Source organism: Actinoplanes sp. NPDC049316 (assembly GCF_040677315.1).
In the GTDB taxonomy this organism is placed as follows: domain Bacteria; phylum Actinomycetota; class Actinomycetes; order Mycobacteriales; family Micromonosporaceae; genus Actinoplanes.
The window spans coordinates 59464-85288 of record NZ_JBFAQM010000011.1; the positions used below are offsets into that span (position 1 = coordinate 59464).

The 25825-nt window shown below is 71.8% G+C and carries 29 protein-coding genes; 12 read left to right on the forward strand and 17 right to left on the reverse strand.

Going from position 1 to position 25825, the window contains the following annotated elements; all coding sequences use genetic code 11:
• Nucleotides 1–144: 144 nt before the first annotated feature.
• Nucleotides 145–1026 (reverse strand): fructosamine kinase family protein, encoded by an 882-nt coding sequence (locus AB0K03_RS18695; protein ID WP_364686248.1) that lies wholly within the window; start codon nucleotides 1024–1026, stop codon nucleotides 145–147.
• Between the two features lie 56 nt (nucleotides 1027–1082).
• Here AB0K03_RS18695 and AB0K03_RS18700 point away from each other — a divergent pair, with 56 nt between their 5' ends.
• Both AB0K03_RS18700 and AB0K03_RS18705 read left to right on the forward strand, forming a co-directional pair.
• Nucleotides 1083–1586: a GNAT family N-acetyltransferase gene (locus tag AB0K03_RS18700; RefSeq protein WP_364686250.1), complete on the forward strand. Its 504-nt coding sequence runs from the start codon at nucleotides 1083–1085 to the stop codon at nucleotides 1584–1586.
• Nucleotides 1587–1757: 171 nt separating this feature from the next.
• Complete coding sequence (locus AB0K03_RS18705) at nucleotides 1758–2885, forward strand: DUF4192 domain-containing protein (RefSeq protein ID WP_364686253.1); 1128 nt, start codon at nucleotides 1758–1760, stop codon at nucleotides 2883–2885.
• Nucleotides 2886–2907: 22 nt separating this feature from the next.
• Here AB0K03_RS18705 and AB0K03_RS18710 read toward each other — a convergent pair whose 3' ends face one another.
• Nucleotides 2908–4560 (reverse strand): alkaline phosphatase D family protein, encoded by a 1653-nt coding sequence (locus AB0K03_RS18710; protein ID WP_364686256.1) that lies wholly within the window; start codon nucleotides 4558–4560, stop codon nucleotides 2908–2910.
• Between the two features lie 105 nt (nucleotides 4561–4665).
• Nucleotides 4666–5493, reverse strand: a complete 828-nt coding sequence (gene fdhD / locus AB0K03_RS18715; protein ID WP_364686259.1) for a formate dehydrogenase accessory sulfurtransferase FdhD — start codon at nucleotides 5491–5493, stop codon at nucleotides 4666–4668.
• Nucleotides 5494–5527: 34 nt separating this feature from the next.
• Between fdhD and AB0K03_RS18720 the strand changes: the two genes are divergently transcribed.
• From AB0K03_RS18720 to AB0K03_RS18735, 4 genes are all read left to right on the forward strand, one after another.
• Nucleotides 5528–5818: a hypothetical protein gene (locus AB0K03_RS18720; protein WP_364686262.1), complete on the forward strand. Its 291-nt coding sequence runs from the start codon at nucleotides 5528–5530 to the stop codon at nucleotides 5816–5818.
• 70 nt (nucleotides 5819–5888) lie between these two features.
• Nucleotides 5889–6488 (forward strand): NTP transferase domain-containing protein, encoded by a 600-nt coding sequence (locus tag AB0K03_RS18725; RefSeq protein WP_364686265.1) that lies wholly within the window; start codon nucleotides 5889–5891, stop codon nucleotides 6486–6488.
• Nucleotides 6485–6727, forward strand: a complete 243-nt coding sequence (locus AB0K03_RS18730; protein WP_364686268.1) for a DUF6457 domain-containing protein — start codon at nucleotides 6485–6487, stop codon at nucleotides 6725–6727. Before AB0K03_RS18725 ends, AB0K03_RS18730 begins: the two co-directional genes overlap by 4 nt.
• Nucleotides 6728–6881: 154 nt before the next feature.
• Nucleotides 6882–7970, forward strand: coding sequence for a T3SS (YopN, CesT) and YbjN peptide-binding chaperone 1 (locus AB0K03_RS18735; RefSeq protein ID WP_364686271.1), 1089 nt, complete (start codon nucleotides 6882–6884; stop codon nucleotides 7968–7970).
• Nucleotides 7971–8027: 57 nt separating this feature from the next.
• Here AB0K03_RS18735 and AB0K03_RS18740 read toward each other — a convergent pair whose 3' ends face one another.
• Nucleotides 8028–9929 (reverse strand): beta-propeller domain-containing protein, encoded by a 1902-nt coding sequence (locus AB0K03_RS18740; RefSeq protein ID WP_364686276.1) that lies wholly within the window; start codon nucleotides 9927–9929, stop codon nucleotides 8028–8030.
• A gap of 22 nt (nucleotides 9930–9951) precedes the next feature.
• A complete protein-coding gene (locus AB0K03_RS18745) occupies nucleotides 9952–10410 on the reverse strand; it encodes an Lrp/AsnC family transcriptional regulator (protein WP_364686279.1) in 459 nt (152 codons plus the stop codon).
• 68 nt (nucleotides 10411–10478) lie between these two features.
• Here AB0K03_RS18745 and ddaH point away from each other — a divergent pair, with 68 nt between their 5' ends.
• Complete coding sequence (ddaH, locus tag AB0K03_RS18750) at nucleotides 10479–11306, forward strand: dimethylargininase (protein ID WP_364686282.1); 828 nt, start codon at nucleotides 10479–10481, stop codon at nucleotides 11304–11306.
• A 51-nt stretch (nucleotides 11307–11357) separates the two neighbouring features.
• The gene (locus AB0K03_RS18755; RefSeq protein ID WP_364686285.1) at nucleotides 11358–11930 is read left to right on the forward strand and encodes a bacterial proteasome activator family protein; all 573 of its coding nucleotides are present in this window, start codon (nucleotides 11358–11360) and stop codon (nucleotides 11928–11930) included.
• A gap of 67 nt (nucleotides 11931–11997) precedes the next feature.
• Here AB0K03_RS18755 and AB0K03_RS18760 read toward each other — a convergent pair whose 3' ends face one another.
• From AB0K03_RS18760 to AB0K03_RS18775, 4 genes are all read right to left on the reverse strand, one after another.
• Entirely contained in the window at nucleotides 11998–12807 is an 810-nt protein-coding gene (locus tag AB0K03_RS18760) for an HAD family hydrolase (RefSeq protein ID WP_364686288.1), read from the reverse strand.
• The gene (locus AB0K03_RS18765; protein WP_364686291.1) at nucleotides 12807–13619 is read right to left on the reverse strand and encodes a Cof-type HAD-IIB family hydrolase; all 813 of its coding nucleotides are present in this window, start codon (nucleotides 13617–13619) and stop codon (nucleotides 12807–12809) included. Before AB0K03_RS18765 ends, AB0K03_RS18760 begins: the two co-directional genes overlap by 1 nt.
• A gap of 108 nt (nucleotides 13620–13727) precedes the next feature.
• A complete protein-coding gene (gene serS, locus AB0K03_RS18770) occupies nucleotides 13728–14990 on the reverse strand; it encodes a serine--tRNA ligase (protein ID WP_364686294.1) in 1263 nt (420 codons plus the stop codon).
• Between the two features lie 34 nt (nucleotides 14991–15024).
• Nucleotides 15025–15792 (reverse strand): hypothetical protein, encoded by a 768-nt coding sequence (locus tag AB0K03_RS18775; protein ID WP_364686297.1) that lies wholly within the window; start codon nucleotides 15790–15792, stop codon nucleotides 15025–15027.
• A gap of 67 nt (nucleotides 15793–15859) precedes the next feature.
• On the opposite strand from AB0K03_RS18775, the gene AB0K03_RS18780 reads away from it, so the two are divergent.
• From AB0K03_RS18780 to AB0K03_RS18790, 3 genes are all read left to right on the forward strand, one after another.
• Complete coding sequence (locus AB0K03_RS18780; protein WP_364686300.1) at nucleotides 15860–16288, forward strand: OsmC family protein; 429 nt, start codon at nucleotides 15860–15862, stop codon at nucleotides 16286–16288.
• 73 nt (nucleotides 16289–16361) lie between these two features.
• A complete protein-coding gene (locus AB0K03_RS18785; RefSeq protein WP_364686303.1) occupies nucleotides 16362–16724 on the forward strand; it encodes a metallopeptidase family protein in 363 nt (120 codons plus the stop codon).
• Nucleotides 16725–16790: 66 nt separating this feature from the next.
• The gene (locus tag AB0K03_RS18790) at nucleotides 16791–17525 is read left to right on the forward strand and encodes an AIM24 family protein (protein WP_364686306.1); all 735 of its coding nucleotides are present in this window, start codon (nucleotides 16791–16793) and stop codon (nucleotides 17523–17525) included.
• Nucleotides 17526–17802: 277 nt separating this feature from the next.
• Here AB0K03_RS18790 and pheA read toward each other — a convergent pair whose 3' ends face one another.
• From pheA to AB0K03_RS18815, 5 genes are all read right to left on the reverse strand, one after another.
• Nucleotides 17803–18759: a prephenate dehydratase gene (gene pheA / locus AB0K03_RS18795; RefSeq protein WP_364686309.1), complete on the reverse strand. Its 957-nt coding sequence runs from the start codon at nucleotides 18757–18759 to the stop codon at nucleotides 17803–17805.
• Between the two features lie 27 nt (nucleotides 18760–18786).
• The gene (locus AB0K03_RS18800) at nucleotides 18787–19419 is read right to left on the reverse strand and encodes a hypothetical protein (protein WP_364686312.1); all 633 of its coding nucleotides are present in this window, start codon (nucleotides 19417–19419) and stop codon (nucleotides 18787–18789) included.
• Nucleotides 19420–19553: 134 nt separating this feature from the next.
• On the reverse strand, nucleotides 19554–19943 hold the full coding sequence (locus AB0K03_RS18805) for an ACT domain-containing protein (protein ID WP_364686315.1): 390 nt from the start codon (nucleotides 19941–19943) through the stop codon (nucleotides 19554–19556).
• Nucleotides 19944–20020: 77 nt separating this feature from the next.
• Entirely contained in the window at nucleotides 20021–20491 is a 471-nt protein-coding gene (locus AB0K03_RS18810) for a hypothetical protein (RefSeq protein WP_364686764.1), read from the reverse strand.
• Between the two features lie 148 nt (nucleotides 20492–20639).
• Nucleotides 20640–21404: a hypothetical protein gene (locus AB0K03_RS18815; protein WP_364686318.1), complete on the reverse strand. Its 765-nt coding sequence runs from the start codon at nucleotides 21402–21404 to the stop codon at nucleotides 20640–20642.
• Nucleotides 21405–21707: 303 nt separating this feature from the next.
• Here AB0K03_RS18815 and AB0K03_RS18820 point away from each other — a divergent pair, with 303 nt between their 5' ends.
• Entirely contained in the window at nucleotides 21708–22934 is a 1227-nt protein-coding gene (locus tag AB0K03_RS18820; RefSeq protein WP_364686321.1) for an arginine deiminase, read from the forward strand.
• On the opposite strand, the gene AB0K03_RS18825 is transcribed toward AB0K03_RS18820, so the two are convergent.
• The 3 genes from AB0K03_RS18825 to AB0K03_RS18835 form a co-directional block, all read right to left on the reverse strand.
• The gene (locus tag AB0K03_RS18825) at nucleotides 22906–23637 is read right to left on the reverse strand and encodes a glycoside hydrolase family 16 protein (protein ID WP_364686324.1); all 732 of its coding nucleotides are present in this window, start codon (nucleotides 23635–23637) and stop codon (nucleotides 22906–22908) included. The two genes, AB0K03_RS18820 and AB0K03_RS18825, sit on opposite strands and share 29 nt — an antisense overlap.
• Before the next feature lies 1 nt (nucleotide 23638).
• Entirely contained in the window at nucleotides 23639–24523 is an 885-nt protein-coding gene (locus tag AB0K03_RS18830; RefSeq protein WP_364686327.1) for a DUF5926 family protein, read from the reverse strand.
• A 67-nt stretch (nucleotides 24524–24590) separates the two neighbouring features.
• The gene (locus tag AB0K03_RS18835) at nucleotides 24591–25811 is read right to left on the reverse strand and encodes a HAMP domain-containing sensor histidine kinase (RefSeq protein ID WP_364686330.1); all 1221 of its coding nucleotides are present in this window, start codon (nucleotides 25809–25811) and stop codon (nucleotides 24591–24593) included.
• Between the last annotated feature and the right edge of the window lie 14 nt (nucleotides 25812–25825).

Below are 25825 nucleotides of genomic sequence, written 5' to 3' on the forward strand. Positions count from 1 at the left end.
TCATGCGGCCTCGGCATCGACAAAGCCGCCGTGGAGAGCGCCGGCCGGCTGAGGACCTATCCGCCCAGCATCGAGTTCGCCGCCGAACGCACCGCCCCCCGGCACCGAGTTCACCGCCGAACGCACCGCGGGCCGGCTGAGGGACTATCCGCCCAGCACCGAGTCGACCGCCGAACGCACCGCGCCTCGGTACGCCTCCCCGAACGCCGCCGTGTGCACGAGCACCAGGTGCAGCTGATGCAGCGCGACACGATCTCGCCATCCTTCGCTCAACGGCCACACCTCCTCGTACGCCGACAAGATCGTCGCCAGGTGTGGGGCCCCACCGAAGAGCGCCAACTGAGCCAGGTCGGTCTCCCGGTGTCCGCCGTGCGCCGCCGGGTCGACGAGCCAGGCACGCCCGTCCGCCGCCCAGAGCACGTTCCCCGGCCACAGGTCGCCATGGAGTCGCGCCGGCTGCTCGTCCCCGCCGTACGCGTCGATGCGCTCGATGATGCGGTCGACCGCCGCGACGTCGGCCGGCGAGAGCGCACCCCGATCCGCTGACATCCGGAGGTACGGTCGCAGCCGGCGCTCGCCGAACCAGGTCCCCCAGGGCCCCGCCGAGGTGGTGTTGTCCTGGATCAACGGACCGATGAATCCGGGCCAGGAGGCACCGAAGCTGTCGGCCCCCGCGCGGTGCATCGCGGCGAGGTCCCGCCCGAAGCGTTCCGCCGCAGCAGGGGTGGCCGTCCCGGGTTCCACCCATTCCAGGGCGAGCATCTCGTCCAGCGCGACGAACACTTCGGGAATGGGCACCGTGCCCGCTTCCCGCAGCCAGGCCAATCCGGCTGCCTCGGCGGCGAAGAACTGCTCCGGCGGCCGGCCGGACGGCCACGTCTTGGCGAACAGCGAGAAGCCGTCGTCCAAGGTCAGGCACGATGCGGCGCATACGTGACCCCCTCCGACAGGGGTCTCACGAATCCGCTGGTGCGTGAGAAATGTCGGGAGGTGCTGCGGGTGCGCGCGCAAGTACGGCAGATCCACCGCCTTATCTTCCACTTCGGGTTACGGAGCCCTCGAATCGGAGTCAAAATGTCGGCATGACACCTGTCGCTGTGCGTTCGTACCGGCCGAGCGACCACAGTGCCGGCCGCCGCCTGTGGGCCGAGCTGACGGCTCAGCACAACCGGATGTACGGCGACGCCTCCGACGACGGCGGCGCCGGCTTCGAGGAATACCTCACCCGGCTGGACCTCGGCGGACTCTGGGTCGCCGACCATGCGGACGACGGCGTGATCGGGCTTGTCGGGCTGATCATCCGCGGGCGTGCCGGCGAGGTGGAGCCTGTGGTCGTCACGGCCTCGCACCGGCACAAGGGTGTGGGCCGCAAGCTGCTGCGCCACGTCGCGCAGGAAGCGAAGAAGCGCAGCATGCAGTCGCTCACCATTTCGCCCGCTTCGAGGAACGTGGACGCGATCCGCAGCCTGCACGCCGCCGGCTACGACGTGGTGTCGTCGATCGAGCTCACGATGGACCTGGACCGCCACTCGCACGAATGGCAGCAGGACAGCCTGGAGCTGCACGAACTTCAATTCCGCTCCTGACTCCCGGGGGCCCGGCGGGCCGCTGCTTCTGCCCGGGCAGCCTGCCAGGTCCGGCGGAGGGTTCGCGGGTTATCCACAACAGGGCTGGCCGCTTGTCTGGATCTTGGAGTTATCCACAAGGCGGCGGCTTCGGCACGCGGCGCCCGGCGGGTTTGCGCCACGCTGCCCGGCATGACGACATTGAAGGTCCGCACGCCGGCCGAGTTGATCACCGCGGTCCCGTACCTGATCGGTTTCCACCCCTCGGACAGCCTGGTCGTGGCCGTGGTCAAGGGCAGCCGCCTGGCCTTCGCGGCCCGCATCGACCTGCCCGAGGCCGGCGTGCCCGACACCGAGGCACGTGCGCCGGTGCTGCACCTGGCCACCGTCGTGGCCGAGCAGGAGCCCGAGGGAGTCACGATCATCGGGTACGGGGACCGCGACCGCGTGACGCCGTCCGTCCAGCACCTGTCCCGGACGCTGGCCGGCGCGGGGGTGAAGATCCTCGACGAGTTCCGGGTGGCCGACGGTCGCTACTGGTCCTACCTGTGCACCGAACCGGCCTGCTGCCCGGAAGAGGGCAAGCCGTGCGACCCGCCGGACAGCGTGCTCGCGGTGGAGGCGACCTTCGCGGGGGCGGTCGCACTGGCCAGCCGGAGGGTCCTCGAGGACCGGCTGGCCGCCGCGACGGGCGACGAACGTCAAGCGATGGACGAGGCGGACCGACGAGCGCTGTCCCGTTTCCGTGAACTGAGCGGTCCTGCCGCGGCGAAGCGGGAACCGAGCAGCTCACCCACGGCGAAGCGCGACCTCGAGCTCGTACGCGCGGGCCGGGCAGCGATCCGCCACGCCGAGCGCACCGCCCGAGCCGGTGAACGCCTCACCGACGACGAGATCGCCTGGCTGGGCCACCTCATGACATCCGTTCAGGTCCGCGACTATGCGTGGATCCGCAGCGGTACGGCGGACTGGGAGATCTCGCTCTGGTCGGACGTGGTCCGCCGGGTCGACCCGCTGCGGGTGCCCGCGCCGGCGTCCCTGCTCGCCTTCATCGCGTGGCGTGCGGGCATGGGCGCCTTGGCGACCATCGCCGTGGAGCGCGCCCTGGACGCCGACGGCGCTTACTCGATGGCGCAGACGATGATCGCAACCCTGCACGCCGCCGTCCCACCGTCCGCGCTGACCCGCTGGCCTGCGCCCGGCGAGAAGCCGAGCCGTCGCAAGAAACGGGTCGAGCACCGGAAGACGCGTCTCAAGCGCAGACCCGACGACGGATCGGCAGCCCGCAAAGCTCGCTACCGCACCCGCCGCCGTGTCTGACGCGAAGAGAGGGATCCGGCTGTCAGGGGCGCTCCGTCTCCTGCCGTACGGTCGCCGAGTCGAGGTCACCCGTGCGCAAGGCGGACATCGTGCCGCCGGGCGTCGGGTCGTCGGCGGTCTGGTGCAGGCCGGGCACCCGGTCCTCGATGACGAAGGTCGCCCGGGTGTGAGCCGGCGCGCCGGGACGGGTCACGTACGGCACGACCCGGAAGTCGGCCGTCAACGAGTCGGGCGTGATCGTCGTGCGGACGTACCCGCGCTGGTTGTTGTAGAAGCGCAGGTGGGGGTTCCAGGCCGCCCAGGGGTGGGCTCCGGGCACCACGTCCGCGCCGTCGCCCGTCGACGTGATCGAGGAACACACCAGCTCGGTTCCGACCGTACGGGACGTCGGGTCCGACCAGTCCAGCTTCAGCTCGTCGGCCCAGTGCGCGTGGACGTCACCGGTGAGCACGACCGGGTTCCGTACGCCCGCGTCCACCCAGCCCCGGGTGATGCGATCGCGCGAGGCGGCGTACCCGTCCCAGCTGTCCATGCTGACGACCTTGGCCGGTCCGGAGTTGTTGTCGCGCTGGCCGAAGAAGACCTGCTGGCCGAGCACGTCCCACCGGGCCGACGAGCGGCGGAAGCCGTCGATCAGCCACGCCTCCTGCTGCGGGCCGGTGATCGACCGGGCCGGGTCGGTGGCGGCCGGGCAGTCCTTGTACCCGTCGCCGCAGCCCTGATCGTCGCGGAACTGCCGGGTGTCGAGCATGTGGAAGGTGGCGAGGCGTCCCCAATGCAGGCGGCGGTACAGCTGCATGTCGATCCCGCGGGGAACCGACGTACGGCGCAACGGCATGTTCTCGTAGTACGCCTGGAAGGCGGCGGCGCGGCGGGCGAGGAAGGTGGGGTCCGGCTGCTCCGGCACCTCGTCGGCCCAGTTGTTCTCGACCTCGTGGTCGTCGAACACCACCGCCCACGGGGCCACGGCGTGCGCCGCCTGCAGGTCGGGATCGGTCTTGTGCTGCGCGTGGCGCTGGCGGTAGTTGGCCAGCGTCACGGTTTCCGGGCCGGCGTGATCACGCGGGTTGCCGGTCGGCGAGTTGTAGGTGTGCGGCGCGTACTCGTACTGGTAGTCGCCGAGGTGCAGCACCAGATCCGGCTCGTCCTCGGCGAGCCGCCGGTACGCGGTGAAGTAGCCGTGCTCGTACTGCGAGCACGAGACGAACGACATGGCGAGCGCCGTGGGGAACGCCCAGCGAGCCGGGGCCGTACGCGTCCGCCCGACCGGCGACACGTACTTCTCGGCCTTGAATCGGTAGAAGTACTCCCGGGCCGGCAGCAGACCGTTCAGCTCCACGTGAACGGTGTGCGCAGCCGAGGCGCGCGCCGCGGCGACGCCACGTCGCACGATCTTGCGGAAGCGGACGTCCGTCGCCACTTCCCAATGCACCGGCAGGTCCCGCGACGGCATCCCGCCGAGTCCGTCCTCCGCCAGCGGGGTGGGGGCCAGCCGGGTCCAGAGCACGAAGCCGTCGGCGTCCGGGTCGCCGGACGCGACGCCGAGGGTGAACGGATCACTGCGCAGAGGGCCGCGGTACGGGGCCGCGGAGGCGGCCAGCGGCCAGGTCGTGGCGGCGGTGGCCGCGCCGACCGCCGCGCCGCTGAGCAGGAGGGTACGTCGCGACAGTGCCATGTGAGGCTCCCAGCGATTCCGGGGGTACGGACGCTGGAAAGCCTCATGACCGTGAATGTCCGGGCCGGGTGCCGCGGATTAATGCCCGTCGAAGAGGGAACGAACTCAGACGGTCACTCGCTGCGTTCCCGTGTAGACGTTCATCGACGATCCGCGCAGAAAGCCGACGAGCGTCATGCCCGCCCCCTCGGCCAGCTCCGCGGCGAGCGTGCTGGGGGCGGACACCGCGGCGAGCAGCGGAATCCCCGCCATCCACGCCTTCTGGGTGAGCTCGAAACTGGCTCGCCCGGACACCATCAAGATGTGCCCGGCAAGCGGCAGCCGCCCCTCACGCAGCGCCCATCCGATCACCTTGTCGACCGCGTTGTGCCGTCCGACGTCCTCCCGGAGAACCACGAGATCGCCGGTCGTGGTGAAAAGCGCGGCCGCGTGCAGTCCGCCCGTACGGTCGAAGGTCCGCTGCGCCGCCCGCAGCTTGTCCGGCAAGGCCGCCAGCGTCGCGGCAGCGACCGTCGCCTGGTCGGTGGTCACGTCGAACCGCGAACGGGTACGCACGGCATCGATGCTGGCCTTCCCGCAGACCCCGCACGAGCTCGTGGTGTAGAAGTTGCGGCTCGGGTCGGTGTCCGGCGGCGGCACATGAGAGCCCAGCACGACATCCACCACGTTGTACGTGTTCGGTGTGTCCGTGCCGGCGCACAGCTGGGCCGTCACCACGTCGTCCGCGGCCCGGATGATGCCCTCGGTCAGCAGGAAGCCCATCGCCAAGTCGATGTCCTGCCCCGGCGTACGCATCGTGACCGCGAGCGGCTCCTTACGCAGCCGGATCTCGAGCGGCTCCTCGGCCGCGAGGTCATCGGGCCGCCGCCGAGGCACGCCCGTCCCGTCCAGGTCGATCTTCATGACCGGTCGCCGGTTCATCGTGCGTGCCATCCGTCGAGCGTAGGCCCGTGCGCCTCATTCCACCGTGCGCCGCAAAGCGCCGCCGCTCACCTGCCCTCCGCCGCTCACCTGCCTGCGGACCGCGCCCACCTGCCTGGCGACGCCGGACACCTGCCCGCCGCCGACCTGCCTGACGACCGCGCCCACGCGCCCGGCGAGGCCGGACCTGCCCGGCGAGGCCGGACACCTGCCCGGCGAGGCCGGACACCTGCCCGGCGAGGCCGGACACCTGCCCGGCGAGGCCGGACACCTGCCCGGCGAGGCCGGACCTGCCCGGCAACGCCGGACACGGGCGGCCGGCGCGAAACCCCGGTGAAGTCCCAGGCCCGCGCAGTGTCGGGCTCCGCGCAGTCACGCTCGACGGCCCGGCGGGATACGGTACGTACGTGGGGGGATTCGCGGCGGTGGTGCTGGCAGGCGGTGCAGCGCGTCGGATGGGTGGGGCGGACAAGGCTGCCATCCCGGTCGCGGGGCAGTCGATGCTGACCCGGGTGCTCGCCGCGGTGCACGACGCCGAGCCTCAGGTGGTCGTCGGTCGCGTACCCCCGGACCTGCCCGTCGAGGTGGCCTCCACCAGCGAGGAGCCGCGTGGTGGCGGACCCGTGGCCGCCACCGCGGCCGGGCTCGCCCTGGTTCCCGAGGACGTCAGCTTCACGGCTCTGCTCGCCGCCGATCTGCCCCTGCTGACCGGTGAGGCGATCGACGTGCTGCGGCTCACGGTGGAGGCCGCGCCGATGCAGGGCGCTCTCTACCGGGACGCGGAGGGCCGGCGGCAGACGCTCTGCGGGGTGTGGCGTACGGCCGCCCTGCGCGAGGCGGTCGGCAAGCTCGCCGAGGAGCGTGGCAGTCTGCACGGCGCGTCGATGCACGCCCTGCTGGAGCATCTGCGCTTCATCGAGGTGTCGTGGCGCCGGCCCGGGCCGCCGCCCTGGTTCGACTGCGACACCGACGACGACCTGCGGACCGCGGAGGAGTGGGCGCGATGAACGTGCTCGAAGAGTGGATCAAACTTGCGTCCGCGGAGCTGGGACTAGCCCCCGCCGACCTGGACCAGAAGGCAGTCCTCGACGTCGCCCGGGACGTCGCGCACAACGTCGTGCGGCCCGGCGCTCCGGTCACCGCGTACCTGATGGGCATCGCGGTCGGGCGGGGCGCCGATCCGGCGGTGGCCGCGGCCCGGCTCAGCGAACTGGCGCTCGCCTGGCCGGCCGACCACCCGGAGTGAGCATCGGCAGTCCGGGCGACCACCCGGAATGAGCATCGGCAGTCCAGGACGACCACCCGGAGTGAGCATCGGCAGTCCGGGCGACCGTCGGAATGAGACGCGGCCGGTGGGCTTGCGGTTCGCTCGATAGGGTGGCGGGGCGGAGGTGACGATCATGACGGCGGAGAACATGGCCGAGCAGCCTGAAGGCGTGCTGCTCGATGAGCCGACCACGGCCGACCTGCGGGCCAAGGTGACCGAGGCGTGGCGGGAGTTCGCCGCGGCGCTGGCTGCCTTGCTGCCCACCCTGGAGCCCGGTGCGCACGTCGATCTCACCCTCGACCCGACCGCTTCGGGGACCGGCACCGCCGTGTATTCGGTGAGCATCCGGGTGCTGCCCGGCGGCGTCATCGAGGCGCTGGCGGTCGGCAACGCCAGTCTGCCCGAGGGCTACCGGATGGATCGCTCTTCCGTGGCCGGCCTGGTCGCGCTCGGCTGGTCGCCCCCCGGTGTGCTGCCGGGCTCGGGTGACTCGTTCGGGCTGCGGACGACGGCCGGCGCCGCCAAGCAGCTCGCGACCGTCGTCTCGCGCACCCTGCGTGACGTGTACGGCGCCCCACATCCGGCCTTCCTCGTGTACCTGGTGCACGACGAGGAGGACGAGCCGATCGAGACCGCCCCGCTGGCCACCGCCCGGCACGAGCCCTCGATCGATGAGGAGCTCAGCCTCGACGACCTCGACGAGGACGGCGTGCTCTCCGAGGCGCTCGCCAACGCCGCCGACGAGGTGGTGCCGCTGGACGAGCGGGTACGCACCGTCGTCGCGACCATGTCCAAGACGACGGTGGACCAGCTGCAGGTCGACACCGACGGCGACATCGGCATCCGGGCGGGTTCGGCGATGGTCTTCGTGCGGGTGCGCGACAACCCGCCGCTGGTGGACGTCTTCTCGCCGATCCTCACCGAGGTCGAGCCCACCGAGCAGCTGTACGTGAAGCTGTCCGAGCTCACCAACCGCATGCCGATCGGCCGCCTGTACTGCGCCCAGGACACCGTGTGGGCATCCATCCCGGTGTTCGGCCGCAACTTCCAGGCGACCCACTTGATGCTGGCCGTGCAGGTGATGACCGGGCTTGCCGACGAGCTGGACGACCGCCTGCACGGCGAGTTCGGCGGCAAACGGTTCTTCGGCGAGGGCGACAAACCCGCCCCGGCGAAGGTGGCCCCGGAACCCGGCGACCACCGCCCCGGCATGTACCTGTAGGCCCACGAACACAGCCGGCGAGGCCTGGGCCCCGCCTCCCGGCCGAACCCCGGAACGCTAAACGTTCGGCAGCCAGGCCACCCGTTCCATCGTGGACAGCCGCGAAGCCCGGATCCCGTCGTCCGACAGCGTCCACAGCACATCCCCCACGACCAGCGACCGCCGTACGGTTCCCTGGTCGATCATCCCGATCTGCTCGATCCCGGTCGCGGTGACCCGCAATGCCACCGCCCCTCCCGTCGGCAGCCCGCGATCGAACGTCGGCCATGCCGTCACCGGCACCACCAGCAGGTTCGTCGCGGGCCACCACAGCAGCGCGTGCGGGTCGTACTCGGCTTCGGACTGGCCTGCGGGGATCTGGTGCTGGGCGAGCCGGGCCGGGTGGGCCGGATCGGTGACGTCGAAGAGGGAGATCTGGGTGCCCTGGACGCGGCCGTTGCCGTCTGCTTCCTGCCCGACCCCGATCAGTCTGTTCTCGCCGGCCGGCTGCAGGTGCGCCGAGTAGCCGGTGATCTTCAGCTCTCCGGTCACGCGCGGGTGCGAAGGGTCGCTGAGGTCGACGCTGTAGAGCGGGTCGGTCTGGCGGAAGGTCACCACGTAGCCGCGGGGGCCGATGAAGCGTACGGAGTAGATGCGTTCGCCCTTGCCGAGGCCGTCGACTTCGCCGGTCTGCACGAGCTTGTCGCCGTCCTGGCGGAGCACGCGTACGGCGGACTGCCCCTTGGTCTCGTCGGTCGTGGCGACGCGCAGGTGTCCGTTCCATTCGCTCAGCGCGTACTGATTGATCAGGAAGCCCGGGACGTGGCCGGCCGCGGCGTAGGTCGGGGGTTGGTTTCCTGCCGTGGTGAAGCGGTAGAGGTCGGTCTCCTGCCGGACCGGCGCGGCGGCGCGGCCCTTGAACCAGTCGAGGCGCCAGCGTTGGTCGGCGGCCAGGTACAGGCTTTCGCCGGTGGCGTAGACGGTGTCGCCGTCCGCCACGACCGTGACCGGGTCGCCGCTGCCGAGCGCGGGACGGGTCAGGTCGAAGGTGAGGATGCTGACCATCGAGGCGGCGGAGTAGTCGGTGGGCCGGCTGACCCGGCCGCAGTCGACCGTGCCCTTGCTGGTCGTGCCGTCGGTGGTGACTTCCCAGGTCGGTAGCCAGGCATCGGCCGACGCGCCGTCGATGGTCTTGCGGTTGGCGGCGACCCGGTCGGCGTCGTCGGCAGCGCCCGAGCTCAGCGGGAAGGTGATGCGCGGGGCGGTCCTCAGGACGACGCGTGCCGTGCTGCCGGTGAGGCGGGCGTCGACGAGCGTTCCCTCGCCCTTGTAGCGGCTGATGATGCGCGGCGGTCCGCTCAGGTCGACCGACAGCACCTGCGGTCCGACCGGGGCCGGTGCACCCTTGTCGGCGATGTACCGGCCCATGCCGCCGGAGGCCAGCACCAATGCCACGTTCCCGGAGAGCAGCAGGTCCAGCTGGTCGCCGGCGAGCGGGAGGCCGAGGTTCAACTTCCCGGTGAGTCGCCGGGTCGCCGCATCGATCACCCGTAGCGTGCCGTGCTGGACCGTGACGATCCGCCGGCCGTCGGTCTTCACGATGTCCGGCTCGTCCGCGTCCTGCTCATGGTTGTTGGTGCTGGAGTGGGCCGGCGCTGCCGCGCCGCCGCTGTCGGCCGCCGCGCCGGCGCTGTCGGCCATCGTGCGCGCTCCACCGACGGACACCGCCTCCGGGACCGGGGCGCTACCCGGGAATCCGTACGGTCCGACGCTCGCCTTGGCCGCCTGCTTGAGGTCGGCCGCGAGCCGTTCGCACGAGTCGAAGGCGACGAGCCGCATCGCCCCTGATGCGGGAGGCGCCGGCGGCGGCAGCGGTTCCGGTCCCCGGCCGGAGGTGCATCCGGCGAGCGGGATCGCGACGGCGAGCGTGATGCAGAGCAGTGAACGGCGCGACATGGGGGTGGGACGCCACGCGACCACGCCGGGTTCCCCGGTCGCGGGCTCAGCTCGGGGCAGGCACCGGGGTAGGCGTCTCGACCAGCCGGGACAGCACCACCATGCTGCGGGTCGACGTCACGAACGGCTCGGCCCGCAGCCTCTCGAGGGCCTGCTCGAGGTGCCCGATGTCCGCGGCGCGCAGGTGCACCAGGGCGTCGGCCTCGCCGGAGACCGTGTAGGCCCCGACCACCTCGGGGTGCCGGCGCGTCGCGACGGTGATCTGCGCCGGGGTCGTCCGCCCGGTGCAGAAGAGCTCGACGAACGCCTCGGTGGTCCAGCCGACCGCCGCCGGCTCGATGACGGTCGTGAATCCCTTGATGACCCCGCTGGCGCGGAGCCGGTCGACCCGGCGCTTCACCGCCGGCGCGGACAGGGAGACCTTGGCGCCGATGTCCGCGTACGAGGAGCGCGCGTCGGCCACGAGCAACGCAATGATTCGCTGATCCACCGCGTCCATGCGCAACGATTAGCCTCTCGCGGACAAGGGATTGAGCTGTTTCCTGCGTGCCAGCGTACCTACGCTTTACCTCTATGAGCCACACGGAGCGCTTGCCGCGAACCAGGACATATCTCATGTGTCCGCCCGAGCACTTCACGGTCGAGTACGCCATCAACCCGTGGATGGACACCACAGTCCCGGTCGATCCGGCCCTCGCGCTCAAGCAGTGGCAGCTGCTCAAGGACACCCTGACGGACCTCGGCCACACCGTCCACGTCCTGGAGCCCCGCCCGGACCTCCCCGACATGGTGTACGCCGCCAACGGCGCGTTCTCCGTCGACGGCAAGGTCTACGGCGCGCGGTTCGCGTACCCGCAACGGGCCGCCGAGGCCGCGGCTCACCGCCACTTCTACGTCTCCGGCTCGTGGGAGTTCACCGACCCGGAGCACGTCAACGAGGGCGAGGGCGACTTCGCGTACCTGCCCGGCGCGTACGGCGGCCTGATCCTCGCCGGCCACGGCTTCCGCACCGAGCCGGTGGCCCACACCGAGGCGCAGGAGGTGCTCGGCCGTCCGGTGATCTCGCTGCAGCTCGTGGACCCCGCGTACTACCACCTCGACACGGCGCTCGCGGCGCTCGACGACCGCAACGTCACGTACTTCCCCGAGGCCTTCTCCCCGGCGTCGCAGCGCGTCCTGGCCCAGCTCTTCCCGGACGCCGTCATCGCCGACCGCGCCGACGCCGAGGCCTTCGGCCTCAACCTGGTCAGCGACGGCCGCCATGTGGTGCTCAACACCGAGGCCACCGCGATGGGCGAGAAGGTACGCGCGGCCGGCTACACCCCGGTGCACGTCGAGCTGGGCGAACTCAAGCGCGGCGGCGGCAGCGTGAAGTGCGCGGTGGCCGAACTCCGCCCCTGACGCGGGGGGCCTGGGGAGGCGTCGTAGACCATGCGAGGGAAGATGGTTCGCATGACCGACGAGACCCGTAGCGCAGACAAGCAGGACGACGGCTCCGTCATCGTCGTGGGCCCGGACGGCCGCCCCATGGGCACGGTGGAGGCCGACGGCACGATGAAGGCCGAGGAGCCCGGCAACCTCATCGAGCAGCCCGCGAAGGTCATGCGGATCGGCAGCATGATCAAGCAGCTGCTCGAGGAGGTCCGGGCGGCGCCGCTGGACGAAGCGAGCCGGGGGCGGCTGCGGGAGATCCACCAGCGTTCGATCAAGGAGCTGGAGGACGGCCTCGCGCCGGAGCTGCAGGAGGAGCTGGAGCGGCTGTCGCTGCCGTTCGAGTCCGAGACGCCGCCGAGCGAGGCCGAGCTGCGCATCGCGCAGGCCCAGCTGGTCGGCTGGCTGGAGGGGCTGTTCCACGGCATCCAGGCGGCGCTGGTCGCGCAGCAGATGGCGGCGCGTCTGCAGCTCGAGCAGATGCGCGGTGGCCAGGGACGCCCGGCGCTGCCGATGGGCCCCAACGGGATCATCCCGGGAATGCCCGGCCAGGGCGGCGGCGACGGCAGCGGCCGCACCGGCCAGTACCTCTGATCCCACCGCTGCCGCGAAGCCTGGTCCCGGCCGCCGCGCAAAGCCGGCCGGGACGGCCGGCTTTGCGCTACAGCTGGAAGAGTTTCTCCAGGTAGACGGCGACCCCGTCCTCGTCGTTGGTGAGCGCCACCTCGTCGGCGACCTCCTTGACGGCGGGATGGGCGTTGCCCATCGCCACGGAACGGCCGGCCCACGCCAGCAGGGGAAGGTCGTTCGGCATGTCCCCGAACGCCACGACCTGGCCCGCCTCGATGCCCTCGCGCTCGCAGAGCCAGGCGAGCCCGGCCGCCTTGGTCACCCCGGCCGCCGAGATCTCCACCAGCGCCGACGAGGACGAGTGGGTCGCGGTCGCCAGGTCGCCGAGCGTACGGCTGACCAGCGCCGCGAACTCGTCCGGTTCGTGCCGCGCGGACCGGGCCAGCAGCTTCACCGCCGGTACGCTCGTCAGCTCCTCCGGCGCGCTGAGGACCCGTACGGTGTGGTGCTCGCCGTCCCAGTGCAGCGGCCACTTCTCCTCGTACCAGAAGCTTCTGCCGTCATCGACCTCGACGGCGAGGGTGACGTCGGGCACGGCCTCGCGCAGCCGCTCGGTGACGTCGAGCAGGAGCTCGGTGGTGAGCGGGGCCGCCCGCAGGATCTCGTCGGTGTCGGGGTCGTAGACCACGGCGCCGTTGGCGCAGACGGCCGGCAGCGGCTCGGCCATCTGGTCGTAGAGCTGGCGCAGCCAGCGCACCGGCCGGCCGGTGACCAGGACGGTGGGTACGCCGCGATCCTGGAGCCGGTCCAGGATCTCCGTGGTACGCGGGCTGAGCGATCCGTCGCCGCGGATCAGGGTGCCGTCGATGTCCGAGGCGACGAGGCGGAATGGGGCATGCATCACCTCGACAGTAGCCGGTCGAGGAACACGGCCACGCCGTCCTCGTCGTTGGTGAGCGTGACCTCGTCGGCGACCGCCAGCAGCTCGGGGTGCGCGTTGCGCACAGCCACCCGTCCCCAGCCGGCCCAGGCGAACATGGGCAGGTCGTTGGGCATGTCGCCGAAGACGAGCACGTCCGCGGGGTCGACACCGACGGCCTGCGCGACCACGGCGAGACCGGTGCCCTTGTCGACCTCGGGCGGGCAGATCTCGACGTAGTTCAGGCCGGCCTGGGTGACCGATGCCACGTGCGCGGGCACGACCCGGCGGGCGGCCGCGAGCAGGTCGTCGACGTCGCGGTCGAAGGACCGGGCGAACGCCTTGATGACGTCACCGGTGAGGCATTCGGCCCGCGCCCGCCGCTCGAGGGTCACCGGGTAGCGCCAGGTCGGGTCGTAGTCGCCCCAGAGCGGGGCGTCGTCGTGCTCCAGGGCCTCGACCATGACCGAGAGCGGGCCGACCTCGGCCTCCAGGTTCTCCAGCGCGACGGCCAAATCCCGCCCGGGCAGCCGGGCGCTGCGCAGCAGCTGCGACTCGTTCTGGTCGATCACCCAGCCGCCCTGGGCCAGCACGAGGAAGTCGGCGGCCCGGATGTCGTTGCGGGTGAGCTCGGTCAGCCGCGGTCCGCGGCCGGTGGCGCCGACGATGCGGATGCCGGCGGCGCGGACCCGGTCGAGCACCTCATGGGTGTAGGCGGACACCGTGTCGTCGCTGCGGACCAGGGTGCCGTCGAGGTCGGTCGCGATGAGCTTCGGCAGACCGGGCTTCGCCATGAGAACCTCCGTGGGTCGCAGGACCCCCGCGGAGGGCGGAAGGAAAACGGTACACCGGCCCGGCGACCAGCGGCTATGACTTCTGGTAGCGGGCCGGTGTATTCCGAGTTAGCGGATCGGTTCCAACACGTCGCGGCCGCCCAGGTACGGCTGGAGCGCCTTCGGTACGCGCACCGAGCCGTCCGGCTGCTGGTGGTTCTCCAGGATCGGGATCAGCCAGCGCGTCGTGGCGAGCGTGCCGTTCAGCGTCGCCGCCGTCTGGGCCTTGCCGTCGGCGTCCCGGTAGCGGATGTTGAGCCGCCGCGCCTGGAACGTGGTGCAGTTCGACGTCGAGGTCACCTCGCGGTAGCGGCCCTGCGACGGCACCCACGCCTCGCAGTCGTACTTGCGGGCCGCGCTCGAGCCGAGATCCCCGGCCGCCACGTCGATCACCCGGTACGGCACCTCGACCTTGGCGAGCATCTCCTCCTCCATGGCGAGCAGCCGCTGGTGCTCGGCCTGCGCCTGGTCGGGCTTGCAGAAGGAGAACATCTCGACCTTGTCGAACTGGTGCACGCGCAGGATGCCGCGGACGTCCTTGCCGTGCGAACCGGCCTCCCGGCGGTAGCACGACGACCACCCGGCGAACCGTTCCGCGCCGGCCTCCAGGTCGAGGATCTCGTTCGAGTGGTACGCCGCCAGCGCCACCTCCGACGTGCCGACGAGGTACAGGTCGTCGGCCTCCAGCCGATACACCTCGCTGGCGTGCGCACCGAGGAACCCGGTGCCCTCCATCGCGTCGGGGCGGACCAGCGACGGCGTGATCGACGGGGTGAAGCCGTGCTCGACGGCCTGGGCGATGGCCATCTGCAGCATGCCCAGCTGCAGCAGCGCGCCGACGCCGGTGAGGAAGTAGAACCGCGACCCCGAGACCTTGGCGCCGCGCTCGGTGTCGATCGCGCCGAGCAACTCGCCGATCTCGAGGTGGTCCCGCGGCTTGTCGATCGTGGGGAGCTCGCCGACCTCGCGGAGCACGACGAAGTCGTCCTCGCCACCGGGCGGCACCCCGTCCTCCACCAGGTTGGGCACGGCCAGGTGGGCCCGGCGCAGCGCCTCGTCGGCCGTGCTCGCCGCGGCCTCGGCGGTCTTGACCTCGGCGGCGAGCTCCTTGGTGCGGGCCAGCAGCGCCGCCCGCTCGTCGCCCGAGGCCTTCGCGACCTGCTTGCCGAGGGACTTCTGCTCCGCCCGTACGGCCTCGAAGCGCTGGGTGGCCGATCGGCGCTCCTCGTCGGCGCGCAGCAGCTCGTCCACCTTGTCGGCGGGCTCGCCGCGCAGCCGCTGGCTGGCACGGAACAGCTCGGGGTCCTCGCGGAGCAGACGCAGGTCAATCACGATTGATGAGCCTACCGGCGGGCCTGTCCGATCTTCACCCGGATATGCCGGGGTCCGCCTTGTCGCGGCTGTCGTCCGACGCGGTCCACGGCTTCACCGGCGCGACGGTCAGGTCGAACGGCGCCTCCGGGGTCTCGTCCTCGGCCGGCGGGCGCCGCCACGACCACACGGGCTCCGCGGGCTCCTCACCCGCCGCGACGTCCGCGGCCTGCTCCCCGGCCGGTGGCGCCACGGCCCGTCGCCCCGCCAGCCACGCCGACAGCATGACCAGCGCGACCCCGGCTCCCGCGCACCAGACGCCCCGGCCTACCGCCACCTGCATCTGGTCGTCGTCGAGCGTCGTCGCGTCGATCTGCCCGACGATCCGGCTCGTCTCCCCCAGGTACGACCACAGCGTCGCCACCATGGCCAGCAGGAGGCCTCCGGCGCTGAGCGCGGTGAGCCGCGCGTACGCCCGTCCCGGCGCGGGGCCGAACAGCGTGAGCACGGTCGCGGCGATCAGCAGGAACAGGCCGGCGAGGTATCCGCCGCCCCAGCCGCCGAGGTCCGCGATGGTGGTCGTGAACGGGCGGTCCCCGGCGTCGGCCTGACGCAGGATCGTCGCGTCGAGGGCGGTGGTCTGCCACTCCGAGACGAGCGAGGCGAAGAGCGCGAGCGCACCGAGCGCCGCAGCGATCGGCACGAGCCGGCGGTCCCGGGTGATGCCGCTGAGGAAGCTGCTCACGCCGGCCCGGCTGCGGCGCGGTGGCTCGTCGCCGTCGGCGGGGCCGAATTCGACCACGGCTTCCTGGCTCTGGGACATGACACCCATCATGTCCCGCGGGCCGTCCGCCGACCACCGGTGCGGGACATGGACTAGCGTCGTCGGTATGCCTATTCGCACTGCTTCCGCCCGCTGGTCGGGCAACCTCACCGAGGGCTCCGGAACCGTCAAGACCGGAAAGGGCGGGTACGAGGGGAACTACTCCTTCAAGTCCCGCTTCGAGGAGGGCGAGGGGACGAACCCGGAGGAGCTGATCGCCGCCGCGCACGCCGGCTGCTTCTCGATGGCGTTCTCGAAGGCTCTTGCGGACGCCGGTTTCACGCCCACCTCCGTCGAGACCACGGCCAAGGTGCACCTCGACAAGACCGACGCCGGCTTCGGCGTCACCCGCATCGACCTGGAGACCGTCGGCAACGTCCCGAACGTCGACGCCGACACCTTCCAGAAGCTCGCCGAGGGCGCGAAGGAGAACTGCCCGATCTCGCGGCTGCTCTCCCCCGGTGCCGAGATCACCCTCAACGCCACCCTCGCCTGACGACCCGCCCGCTCCGCCCGCTGCCGAAGCGGGCGGAGCGCACGGCGGCGGCCGCAGCCGCCGGTGGAGCACAATGGGCGGCGTGCCGGTCGAGATGAGCCGTGAACGCTTCGAGGAACTGGTCGGCGAGGCCCTCGACGAGGTGCCTCCCGAGCTGCTCAAGACGATGAGCAACGTGGTGATCCTGGTCGAGGACCTGCCACCCGACGGCAGCATGGACCTGCTCGGGCTCTATCAGGGCATCGACCTCACCCGCCGCGGCTGGGACTACGCCGGCGTGCTGCCCGACACCATCACGATCTACCGGCTGCCCACGTTGAACGTCTGCGAGACCGAGACGGACGTCATCGACGAGGTCGCCATCACGGTGGTGCACGAGATCGCGCACCACTTCGGCATCGACGACCACCGGCTGCACGAGCTGGGATGGGGCTGAACGTCCGAGCCCTCGGCGTTGCCGTCCGGTCCTACCCTGATACTCCACGCTTACAGGAGGACCTTCATGCGCAGCGAACTGTTCTCGGCGGACAACCTCGAGAAGGAGTCGGCCCAGCCCGGCCTCCGGCTGCAGAATTCGAAACTGCTCAAGGCGGAGCTGAACGGCGAGTTCATGGCCCGCGTCGGCTCGATGGTCGCGTACCAGGGACAGGTGCAGTTCGAGGCGCTCGGCTCGGGCGGCCTCGGCAAGTTCCTCAAGCAGAAGCTCACCGGCGAGGGCGTACCGCTGATGAAGGTGAGCGGTCGCGGCGACGTCTTCCTCGCGGAGCGCGCCGCCGACATCCACCTCATCGACCTCGAGCCCGGTGACGCCCTGTCGATCAACGGCGCCAACGTGCTCGCCTTCGACTCGTCGCTGACCTACGACATCAAGATGGTGCAGGGCGCCGGCATGCTGTCCAACGCCGGCCTGTTCAACTGCGTTTTCACCGGCCACGGCCGGATCGCGGTGACGACGAAGGGCACGCCCGTGGTGCTCTCCGTCGACCAGCCCACCTACGTGGACCCGCAGGCGGCGATCTGCTGGTCGGCGAGCCTGCAGACCGGCTACCACCGCGCCGAGCAGCTCGGCCTCGGCACGCTGCTGGGCCGCACCACCGGCGAGCGTTTCACGATGAGCTTCGCCGGCCAGGGCTTCGTGGTCGTGCAGCCGTCGGAGGAGCCGCCGGGCGGTCTCGCCGGCGCCGCGCAGGGCCAGCAGCAGCAGGGCGGCATCCTCGGCAACCTGCTGGGCAACTAGATCAAAATCAAGATCAAGAGCTTCATGTCGTAGCTCGGTGGGTGGTGCGGACCGCAACTCCCGTCGAGGCCGGGCCGGGGCCCAGCATTCGCTGGCCCTGGCCCTTCATTCTGCGTGAGTGGCCTACGAGGCCTGCGTGCGTGGCCTACGAGGCCTGCGTGCGTGGCCTACGAGGCCTGCGTGAGTGGCCTACGAGGCCTGCGTGCGTGGCCTACGAGGCCTGCGTGCGTGGCCTACGAGGCCTGCGTGCGTGGCCTACGAGGCCTGCGTGCGTGGCCTACGAGGGCTCGCCGGACCGCAGCCGGGCCAGCCACGCCGCGCTGTCGGCGAAGTCCTTGTTGGTCAGCCCCGGCTGCGTCGGCAGCGGCTCGTCCTGCGCCTGCCTCGACCAGCGGTGGCGCGGGTACGACCCCAGGAAGCGCACCTCCGCGCAGATCCGGCGCAGCCCCTGCAGCGCTTCCCCCAGGCGCGGCTCCGCGACGTGGCCGGTGCAGTCGAGGAAGAAGACGTACACGCCGAGCTGCTCGCCGGTCGGCCGCGACTCGATGCGGGACAGGTTGATGCCGCGGACCGCCAGCTCGGTCAGGACCGACAGCAGGGCGCCGACCCGGTCGTGGGCGATCATCACGGCCAGCGACGTCACGTCGTCCCCGGTGGGCGGCGCGGGCGGGGCCGGACGTGACAGCAGCGCGAAGCGGGTGACCGCGTCGGCGTGGTCGGCGATCTTCTCGGCCAGCACGGTGAGGTTGTTGCGCGGAATCCCGATCGGCGCGCAGATGGCGGCGTCGTACTCCCCCGCAGCGGCGGCCGCTGCGGAAGCCGCATTGGACAGCATGTCGACCACGACGGCGTCGGGCAGGTTGGCGCGCAGCCAGTTGCGGCACTGCGCGGAGGCCTGCGGGTGCGCGGCGACCGTACGGATGGCCGCCAGCGACGTCAGCGAGGCCGATCCGAGCACGAACTCGACCGGCAGCACCACCTCGCGCGTGATGACCAGCGGGCTGCCCGTCCCCAGCTCGTCCAGCGTGACCGGCACCGCCCCGCCGACGGAATTCTCCAGCGGCACGAGGGCGGCGTCCGCCTCGCCGGAGCGCACCGCCTCCAGCGCCTCGGGGACGCTGCGGGCCGGCGTACGGATCCCCCGCTCGGCGGCGGGGATCGTCCGCAGCGCCTGCTCGGTGAAGGTCCCCTCGGGACCGAGGTAGACGAATCGGGTCGGTGGCGTGCCGGGCATGCCCACCACCCTATTGCGAACCGCCCCTCACGCGCCGCACGCGCGCACGCGGATGCCGGTGGGGGCGTCGTTCTGCACCTGCTGGCTGCACACGTCGGTGCCCGCCTCGATCAGCTGGAGGGCGGACGGCGCTCCGGTGGTCACCACGAACAGTGGTTCGTACTTCTGCTCGGCGTGCCGCGCCACGATCTCGATGGTCGCAATTTGCCACGTGCCCGAGCAAAAAGGCCCGTCGATGACCTTCAGCTCGCGGTTCGGGATGCCGGGGGTGCCCTTCACGACGGCGACGACCTGCGCGGCGCTCGGGCCGGCGGTGCACTTCGGGGCCGGCGGCGGTCCGGGCGTCCGGGGCGTCGTGGTCGCCGGCGTGGGCACGGTGGTCGCCGGCGGCGTGTACGGCGTGTACGGCGGTGGCACCCCACCGGTGGGCAACACGCCTCCCGGGGGGAGGACACCGCCCGTGGGCAGGGTCGTCGGCACGACCGGCACCACACCCGGCGCGTACGCCGATGCCGAAGCCCCGGCGCCCGAACTGCCGGTGGGCTCGGGCGGGGACGTGGACGGCGGCGCGGGCGGCTCCCCGCACGCGGCGAGCGCCATCAGCGCACCCACGACAGGCAGCAGCCCTCGGGCGGCCAGACGTCGAACATCCCGCAGCACGCGCTCATGGTAGGTCGTGAACGGCCCGGACAAAGGTCTCGATCCGGTCGCAGTGCGCCGACCGCCGAGCCGTCAACGCAGCGGCCACGAAAAGCGGCCGGCAGGCTGTCGCGCGGGGCGCCGGGAAGGAGCTGTCAGACCGTGACGCGGTGGCCCGCAGCGGTCAGCGTGTCGATCGCCTCGCTCAAGCGCACCCGCGGCACGAGCAGGTAATCCGTGTCGTACGTCGAGAAAGCGATGATGTTGACCCTGGCGTCGGCCAGCGGCGTCACCAGCGAGGCGAGGACCCCGGTCAGCGCGAGGTCGAGCGGGCCGACCACGCGCAGACAGCGCCAGGCGGCCTCCACTGTGGCATCCTGCGGCACCCGGTCGCTCGGGCAGATGATCGACATCTCGTCCGGTGCCCAGGTCACCGAGATGACGCTCTTGTCGTCCGGCCCGTTGCCGAGGGAGGCGGGCAGGGGGGAACCGGCCGGCAGCCGGCACACCGCGTACTCCTCCGGGAGCAGGTCGAGATCGAGCATGAGGGCAGACTACGGTCCGAACCCCCGTCACCCCAATGGGTGACCGGTGCGTCGATCACCACATGATCGACCGCGGATCAGTAGCGGATGGCGGAGAAGAACGTGAGCGAGGCGACCACGTGGCCGTTCTCGGCGAGCGGCGTCGCGATCGCGTCGACCGTGACGTGCCGTTTGCCCTTGGGCGGCTGGATGCGCATCAGGCCCCGGGCGAGCCGCTCCGACGTGAGCGCCAGCAGCGGCGGGATCTTCTCGATCTCCTGGTCGGTGAGGCTGCCGCCGCCGGCCGTGAAGTCGATGAGGTGCAGGGCGCCGTCGCCGCCGAGCAGCGGCTGGCCGACCACCTCCGCGCCCTTGGCCAGGCCCAGCAGGTCGCTGGCGGACGGCGAGACGGCGACGATGGTGTGACTCACGTCGATCACCAGGCACGGCTCGACGGCCTGCCAGACCGTCGCGGCCCACCGGTCGATGTTCGAGACGAACTCCGATTCGACCGGCGTACGCGCCTGTGGCACGAACGCTCCCGAGAGTGAGAGCTCGACGTGCGCCACCCGCACCTCCCTGATCTTCGTGCCGTCCGGCGGACCCGACTCCGGCCGGACCGACGAGGAGCCGAGACTCCACGGTCTCACACCTCGAGTGTCCGGCCGGCGTCGCTCGCGTCAAGCCTCGACGGCGAGCGGTGCACTGCAGGGAACGTTACCGGCGGGTTGCCCGCTTGTCAGCGGCCGTTTGGCTGCCCGGGTACCAGCGGTAGTCGCCGGCCGGCCGGTACGGCGCGTTGGCCCAGGTGGCGGGGTGCTGTGCCACGGCCGAGAGTTTGCCGGCGGTGGCCGGCGAGATGCGGGCGCCCCCGGCGATGAGCAGCCGGTCGAGCTCCTTGTGCGTGGCGACCAGACAGTCCTTGGGCAGCCCGTGCACGCTGATCACACCGGAGCCCACGAAGGCCAGTACGGGCGTGACCGGCACGGTGATGCCCACGGCGGAGCTCATCGCCCGGCCGGCGCGCTTGGCGTCGCGGCGGGCCTCGGCCACGTACGCCGGGCGCTTGCCGTTGATCTGCACCACGTCACCGGCGATCAGGACGCGGGCGCGGCCGTGGTCGGCGACGGTGACGGCGTACACGCCGCCGGGGCCGATCGCGAGGAAGCCGGCCCGGTTGTCGCTCGGGTCGTACTCGTACGCCTGCGAGTCCGTACGAGGCCAGTCGACGATGTGCCACGTGGGGCCCAGGCGGTCGAGGCGGGTCAGCGCGCGGGCGCCGGCGGCCTCGAGGCGGCGGGCGTCGCGTTCGGCGCGGCGGCGGCGGGCCCACTCGACGGGGCTCGGCCGGACCGGCTCGAGCGCGGCGGGTGGCGCGTCGCGACGGGGTTCCAGAGCGGGGGGATAGTTGCGGTGCGGAGCGGGAAGGGCGGCTGGGCGGGCGGGGAAGACAGTCACTGCGACCTCCGGCAAAAGGTCCATCGGGCTCTCTTTCCACTACGGTAAGTGTTGGACCCGGTACTCAAGCAAGCCATGGAACGGGACTGAAAGCGGAATGAGTGGGGATGAATGCCGCATTCACGCACGAGTTCTTTTTCCGTATGGTGCATCACGCGACCTAGGGCTCCCCTGTGATCCGATCCGTCCTCCGTCAAGTTAGCCGACCCTTAGCAGGTCCGCATCCGTCTCCCGGATCTTGGCGCTACGTCACAGGACGGATGCGGACAGTGGGGACAAAATCGGCTCGCCGCGCTGGATCGGAGCGCAGGACCTAGGCTCGACGACGTGGCCCCATATGTCGACAGCGAGGTCGGCCGCCTCGCCACCGTGATCCTGCACCGGCCCGGCGCCGAGCTGGCCCGCCTCACCCCGCGCAACAACGACTCCCTGCTGTTCGACGGCATCCCGTGGGTGGGCCGCGCGCAGGAGGAGCACGACCGGTTCGCCCAGGCCCTGCGCGACCGCGGGGTGGAGGTGCTCTACCTCGGCAGGCTGCTGGAGGAGACGCTCACTGTGGCCGAGGCCCGTGCCGAGCTCACCCGCAGCGTCCTCGAGTCCCCCCGGCTGGGCGACACCCTCCGCGAACGCGTCGCCGCGCACCTCGCCGACCTCGCCCCGCGCGAGCTGGCCCACGTCCTCATGGCCGGCCTCGCGCACGAGGAGGTCAAGCCGGGGCCCGGCCGGGCCGGCGGCCTGGTGTACGAGCTGATGGACCGGCACGACTTCGTCATCGACCCGCTGCCCAACCTGCTGTTCACCCGCGACTCGTCGGTGTGGGTACGCGACAAGGCGGCGGTCACGAGCCTCGCGATGCCCGCCCGCGGCCGGGAGACCACGCTGACCCGGGCGATCTACACCCACCACCCCCGGTTCGCCGGCACGGAGCTGCTCTACACGCCGGGCCTGGAGCACGTGGAGGGCGGCGACGTGCTCCTGCTCGCCCCGGAGGTGCTCGCGATCGGCGTCGGGGAGCGCACCACGCCGGCCGGGGCCGAGCGGCTGGCCCGCCGGGTCTTCGCGGCCGGCCTGGCCGAGACGATCCTCGTGGTGCCGATCGCGCAGGAGCGCGCCACGATGCACCTCGACACCGTCTGCACGATGGTCGACGTCGACGCCGTGGTGATGTACCCGAACGTCGCCGACACGCTGCGGGCGTACCCGGTGACCAAGGGTTTCGACGGTGAGCCGGTGGTAGGCGAGGGCCGGCCGTTCCTGGTCGCCGCGGCGGAGGCGATGGGCATCGAGCGGCTGCGCATCATCGACACCGGACTGGACCCGGTGACCGCCGAGCGCGAGCAGTGGGACGACGGCAACAACACCCTCGCCCTGGCCCCGCGGCTGTGCGTGGCGTACGAACGCAACGTCGAGACCAACGCGCAGCTGGAACGCGCCGGCATCGAGGTCATCGCGATCAGCGGCTCCGAGCTCGGCTCCGGCCGGGGCGGCCCGCGCTGCATGTCCTGCCCGGTCGAGCGGGCGCCGCTCAATCCCCCCGTACGTGCGACACGATGAGCTCCGGCACGGCCGCCGGACCGCCCTTGGCGGGGAAGTCGAAGACGGCCAGCATCAGCTGCATCGGATAGTTCGGTGACTGGGCGACCCGCTTGACGACCTCGCCGTCGACCGTGAAGGTGAGCGAACCGGGCGCCCAGTCCACGCCGTAGGTGTGGAACTGCGTGACGTCGATCTCGAGGCGGGGCGCCGCCCAGTCCTCGCTGAGGCCGGGATCGCGGAACTTGTGCAGCCCCATACCGACCTCGCACGAGCCGTCCCGTACGGAAGATCCGAAGATCTCCATCACGCAGATCTCGCCGGAGTGCTGGGGCTTGTCCTCGATCCCGGACATCCAGAAGGCGACCATGGACCGCGGCGTGACGACGGCCCGGGCCCGCACCTCGACGTGCCCGTAGAGCGGCGTGTACCCGAAGAAGCCCGGCTCCTCGGCGGCGACCAGCAGCCCCTCCCGGAACGGCTGGCCGCCGACGGGACTGCCCACCGGCCCGGAGAAGCTCGCGCTCTGCACGGCCGAGACCCGCAGTGGCTCGGCGTGCGTACCCTCGCACCACAGGCCCTGCCCGGGCGGGATGCTCAGCGTCAACTCGCCGTCGCGCACCCGGTAGGTGGCCGCCGACGCCTCCCGCGAACTCCAATGCGGCAGGTAGTACGGCAGCCACACGTCCCGGTCGAGGTCATGCCCGCCGAACGAGTCGTCCATCTCAGCGCAGCGTGAGCTGGCGGCCGACGAGACCCTGCTTGGCGCGGCGCGCGGCGGCGTCGAGCGGGGCGGTCTCGGCGAGGGTGTCGGCGTACCGCTTGGCGAAGTCGGCGAGCGGCGCCTCCCAGTCGCCGGCCTCGGGCTCGCCCGGGACGTCCCACACCGGGACGAGCAGGCCGTGGGCGCGGAACATGCCGGCGAACTTCGTGCCCTCGCCGAGCAGCAGGTCACCGGCGGCCGACAGGCGGGCCAGCGCGTCCAGCGCCGCGTCCTCCTGGTCGGGCAGGACCCAGCGCACGTGCGCTTTGTCCGGCACCCGGCACCAGTACGCCGCGTGCGCCGCGGCCATGCGGACGGTCGGGTAGATCGACGCGTTGGCCCGCTCGAGCGATGCCTTCACGTTGGCGTCCTCGGCCTGCTCCGCGTCCAGCCAGTACTCGAAGCCCTCGTGCATGCTGATGTCGAGCGGGCCGTCCACGAGGATGTCCTGGAGGCGGGGACCCTCGCCGGGCAGCGCGGGCACCGCCACGGTGCCGCCCGGCTGGGTACGCAGCGCGCACAGGACGGCTTCCGCGATGTCCCGCGACACGTCACCGGACTGCAGGTGGCGCTGGAGGCCGACGAACACCCGGCCGTCCTGGCGGGTCATGGCCGGCCACGCCATCGGCAGGACCGTCGAGAGGGTGACCGGGCGGTCGCCGTACTCCTCGACGATCTCCGGCTTCAGGGTCAGCGGCGCGGAGGCGGCCGGGACGAGCTCACGCAGGGCGATCCACTCGGTTTCGTCGGCCAGGCCCTCGAACGGCCGGGCGACGAAGACGTCACGCACCTTGGTCTTGGGCGCCGCGCCTGCGGCGGCTCGGGGGTTCTTTCGACGCTTGCTCACGGCGAACCAGCCTAGGCGGTACGGGGCCGGCGCGGGTGACGCGGGCCACCCGTGTCCACAGTGAGCGTCACGCCCGGGGCAGGCTGACCTCGGCGACTGTGCCGCCGCCCGCACGGGGCCGCAACGACACCCACCCCCGCTGGCGTTCCACGATGCGGCGTACGAGATACAGCCCGAGACCCGCGCCGGGGTTGCGCCCGTCGTCGTCCGGTTCGCCCTGCCAGTAGCGCTCGAAGGCCCGCTCGACGTGCTCGGGCCGTACGCCGATCCCGCGGTCGGCGACCCGGAACGTGACCGTGGTGTCGTCGGCGGCCGCGGTCACGGTCACCTCGGTCCCGTCCGGCGAGTACTTGTCCGCGTTGGTGGCGAGCTCGGTGAGGATCGTGGCGAGCGACTCCCGGTCGCCGAACGCCTTGGGAAGCTCGGCGGGCAGATCCGCGACGAGCCGGCGGCGCAGGTCCTCGGGGAGCTCGCCCATCGCCGCCCGCAACGCGTCCACGAGGTCGAACGGGCCCGGCGGGGAGCCGCCGATGCCGCCGTCGTCGCTGGTGGCCGAGAGCAGCCGGTCGACGAGGCGGGCCAGCTCACCGGCGCGGGCGCCGACGACGCGTACCGCCTCGCGACGGCCCTCCTCGCCGAGGGACTCCCAGTGGTTGGTCAGCGTGTCCGCGTACCCCTTGATGACCGTGACCGGCGTCCGCAGCTCGTGGCTGGTCACCGCCACGAACAGGTCGCGGTCCTCGTGGGTGCGTTCGGGGGTGGCCGGCAGCTGCGGAACGCCCGTCGCGGTGAGCCAGGCGCCGGCCGCCTCCGGGCTGTCGCCGTGCACGGGCAGGCCGGCGCGGTCGCCGTACAGGTGGGCGGCGTGCGCGGCGAGGAGGTCGAGCACCGCGTGGTACTCGGGGCCGGGGTCGGTGTCGAGCTCGGTGTAGGCCACGTACAGGAAGCCGACGAGCACGTCGCCGACCTCGCAGCGCGTGATGAGCAGGTGGTCCGTGCCGGTGCTGTCCTCGGCCGGCTCGACGGGCAGGAAGGTGGCGGCGTCCGCGGTCAGCCGGTCGTGGCCGACCCGGCGGCCCAGCGCGTGTTCGCAGACGCCGGCGGCCGCGACGATGCGGCCGTCCTCGGCGCCGCACTCCGCGAAGCCGGCGCCGCTGCCGCCGAGCACGTCCAGCGCGAGCCGGACGAGGTGGTGCAGCGCGGCGAGGCCGGTCTCGCCCGTGTCGATCCGTCTCAGGAGCGCGAGCTGCCCCCGCGTCAGCGCGGTGTAGTCGGGTCCATCCGGCATGTCTGCGAGTGTGC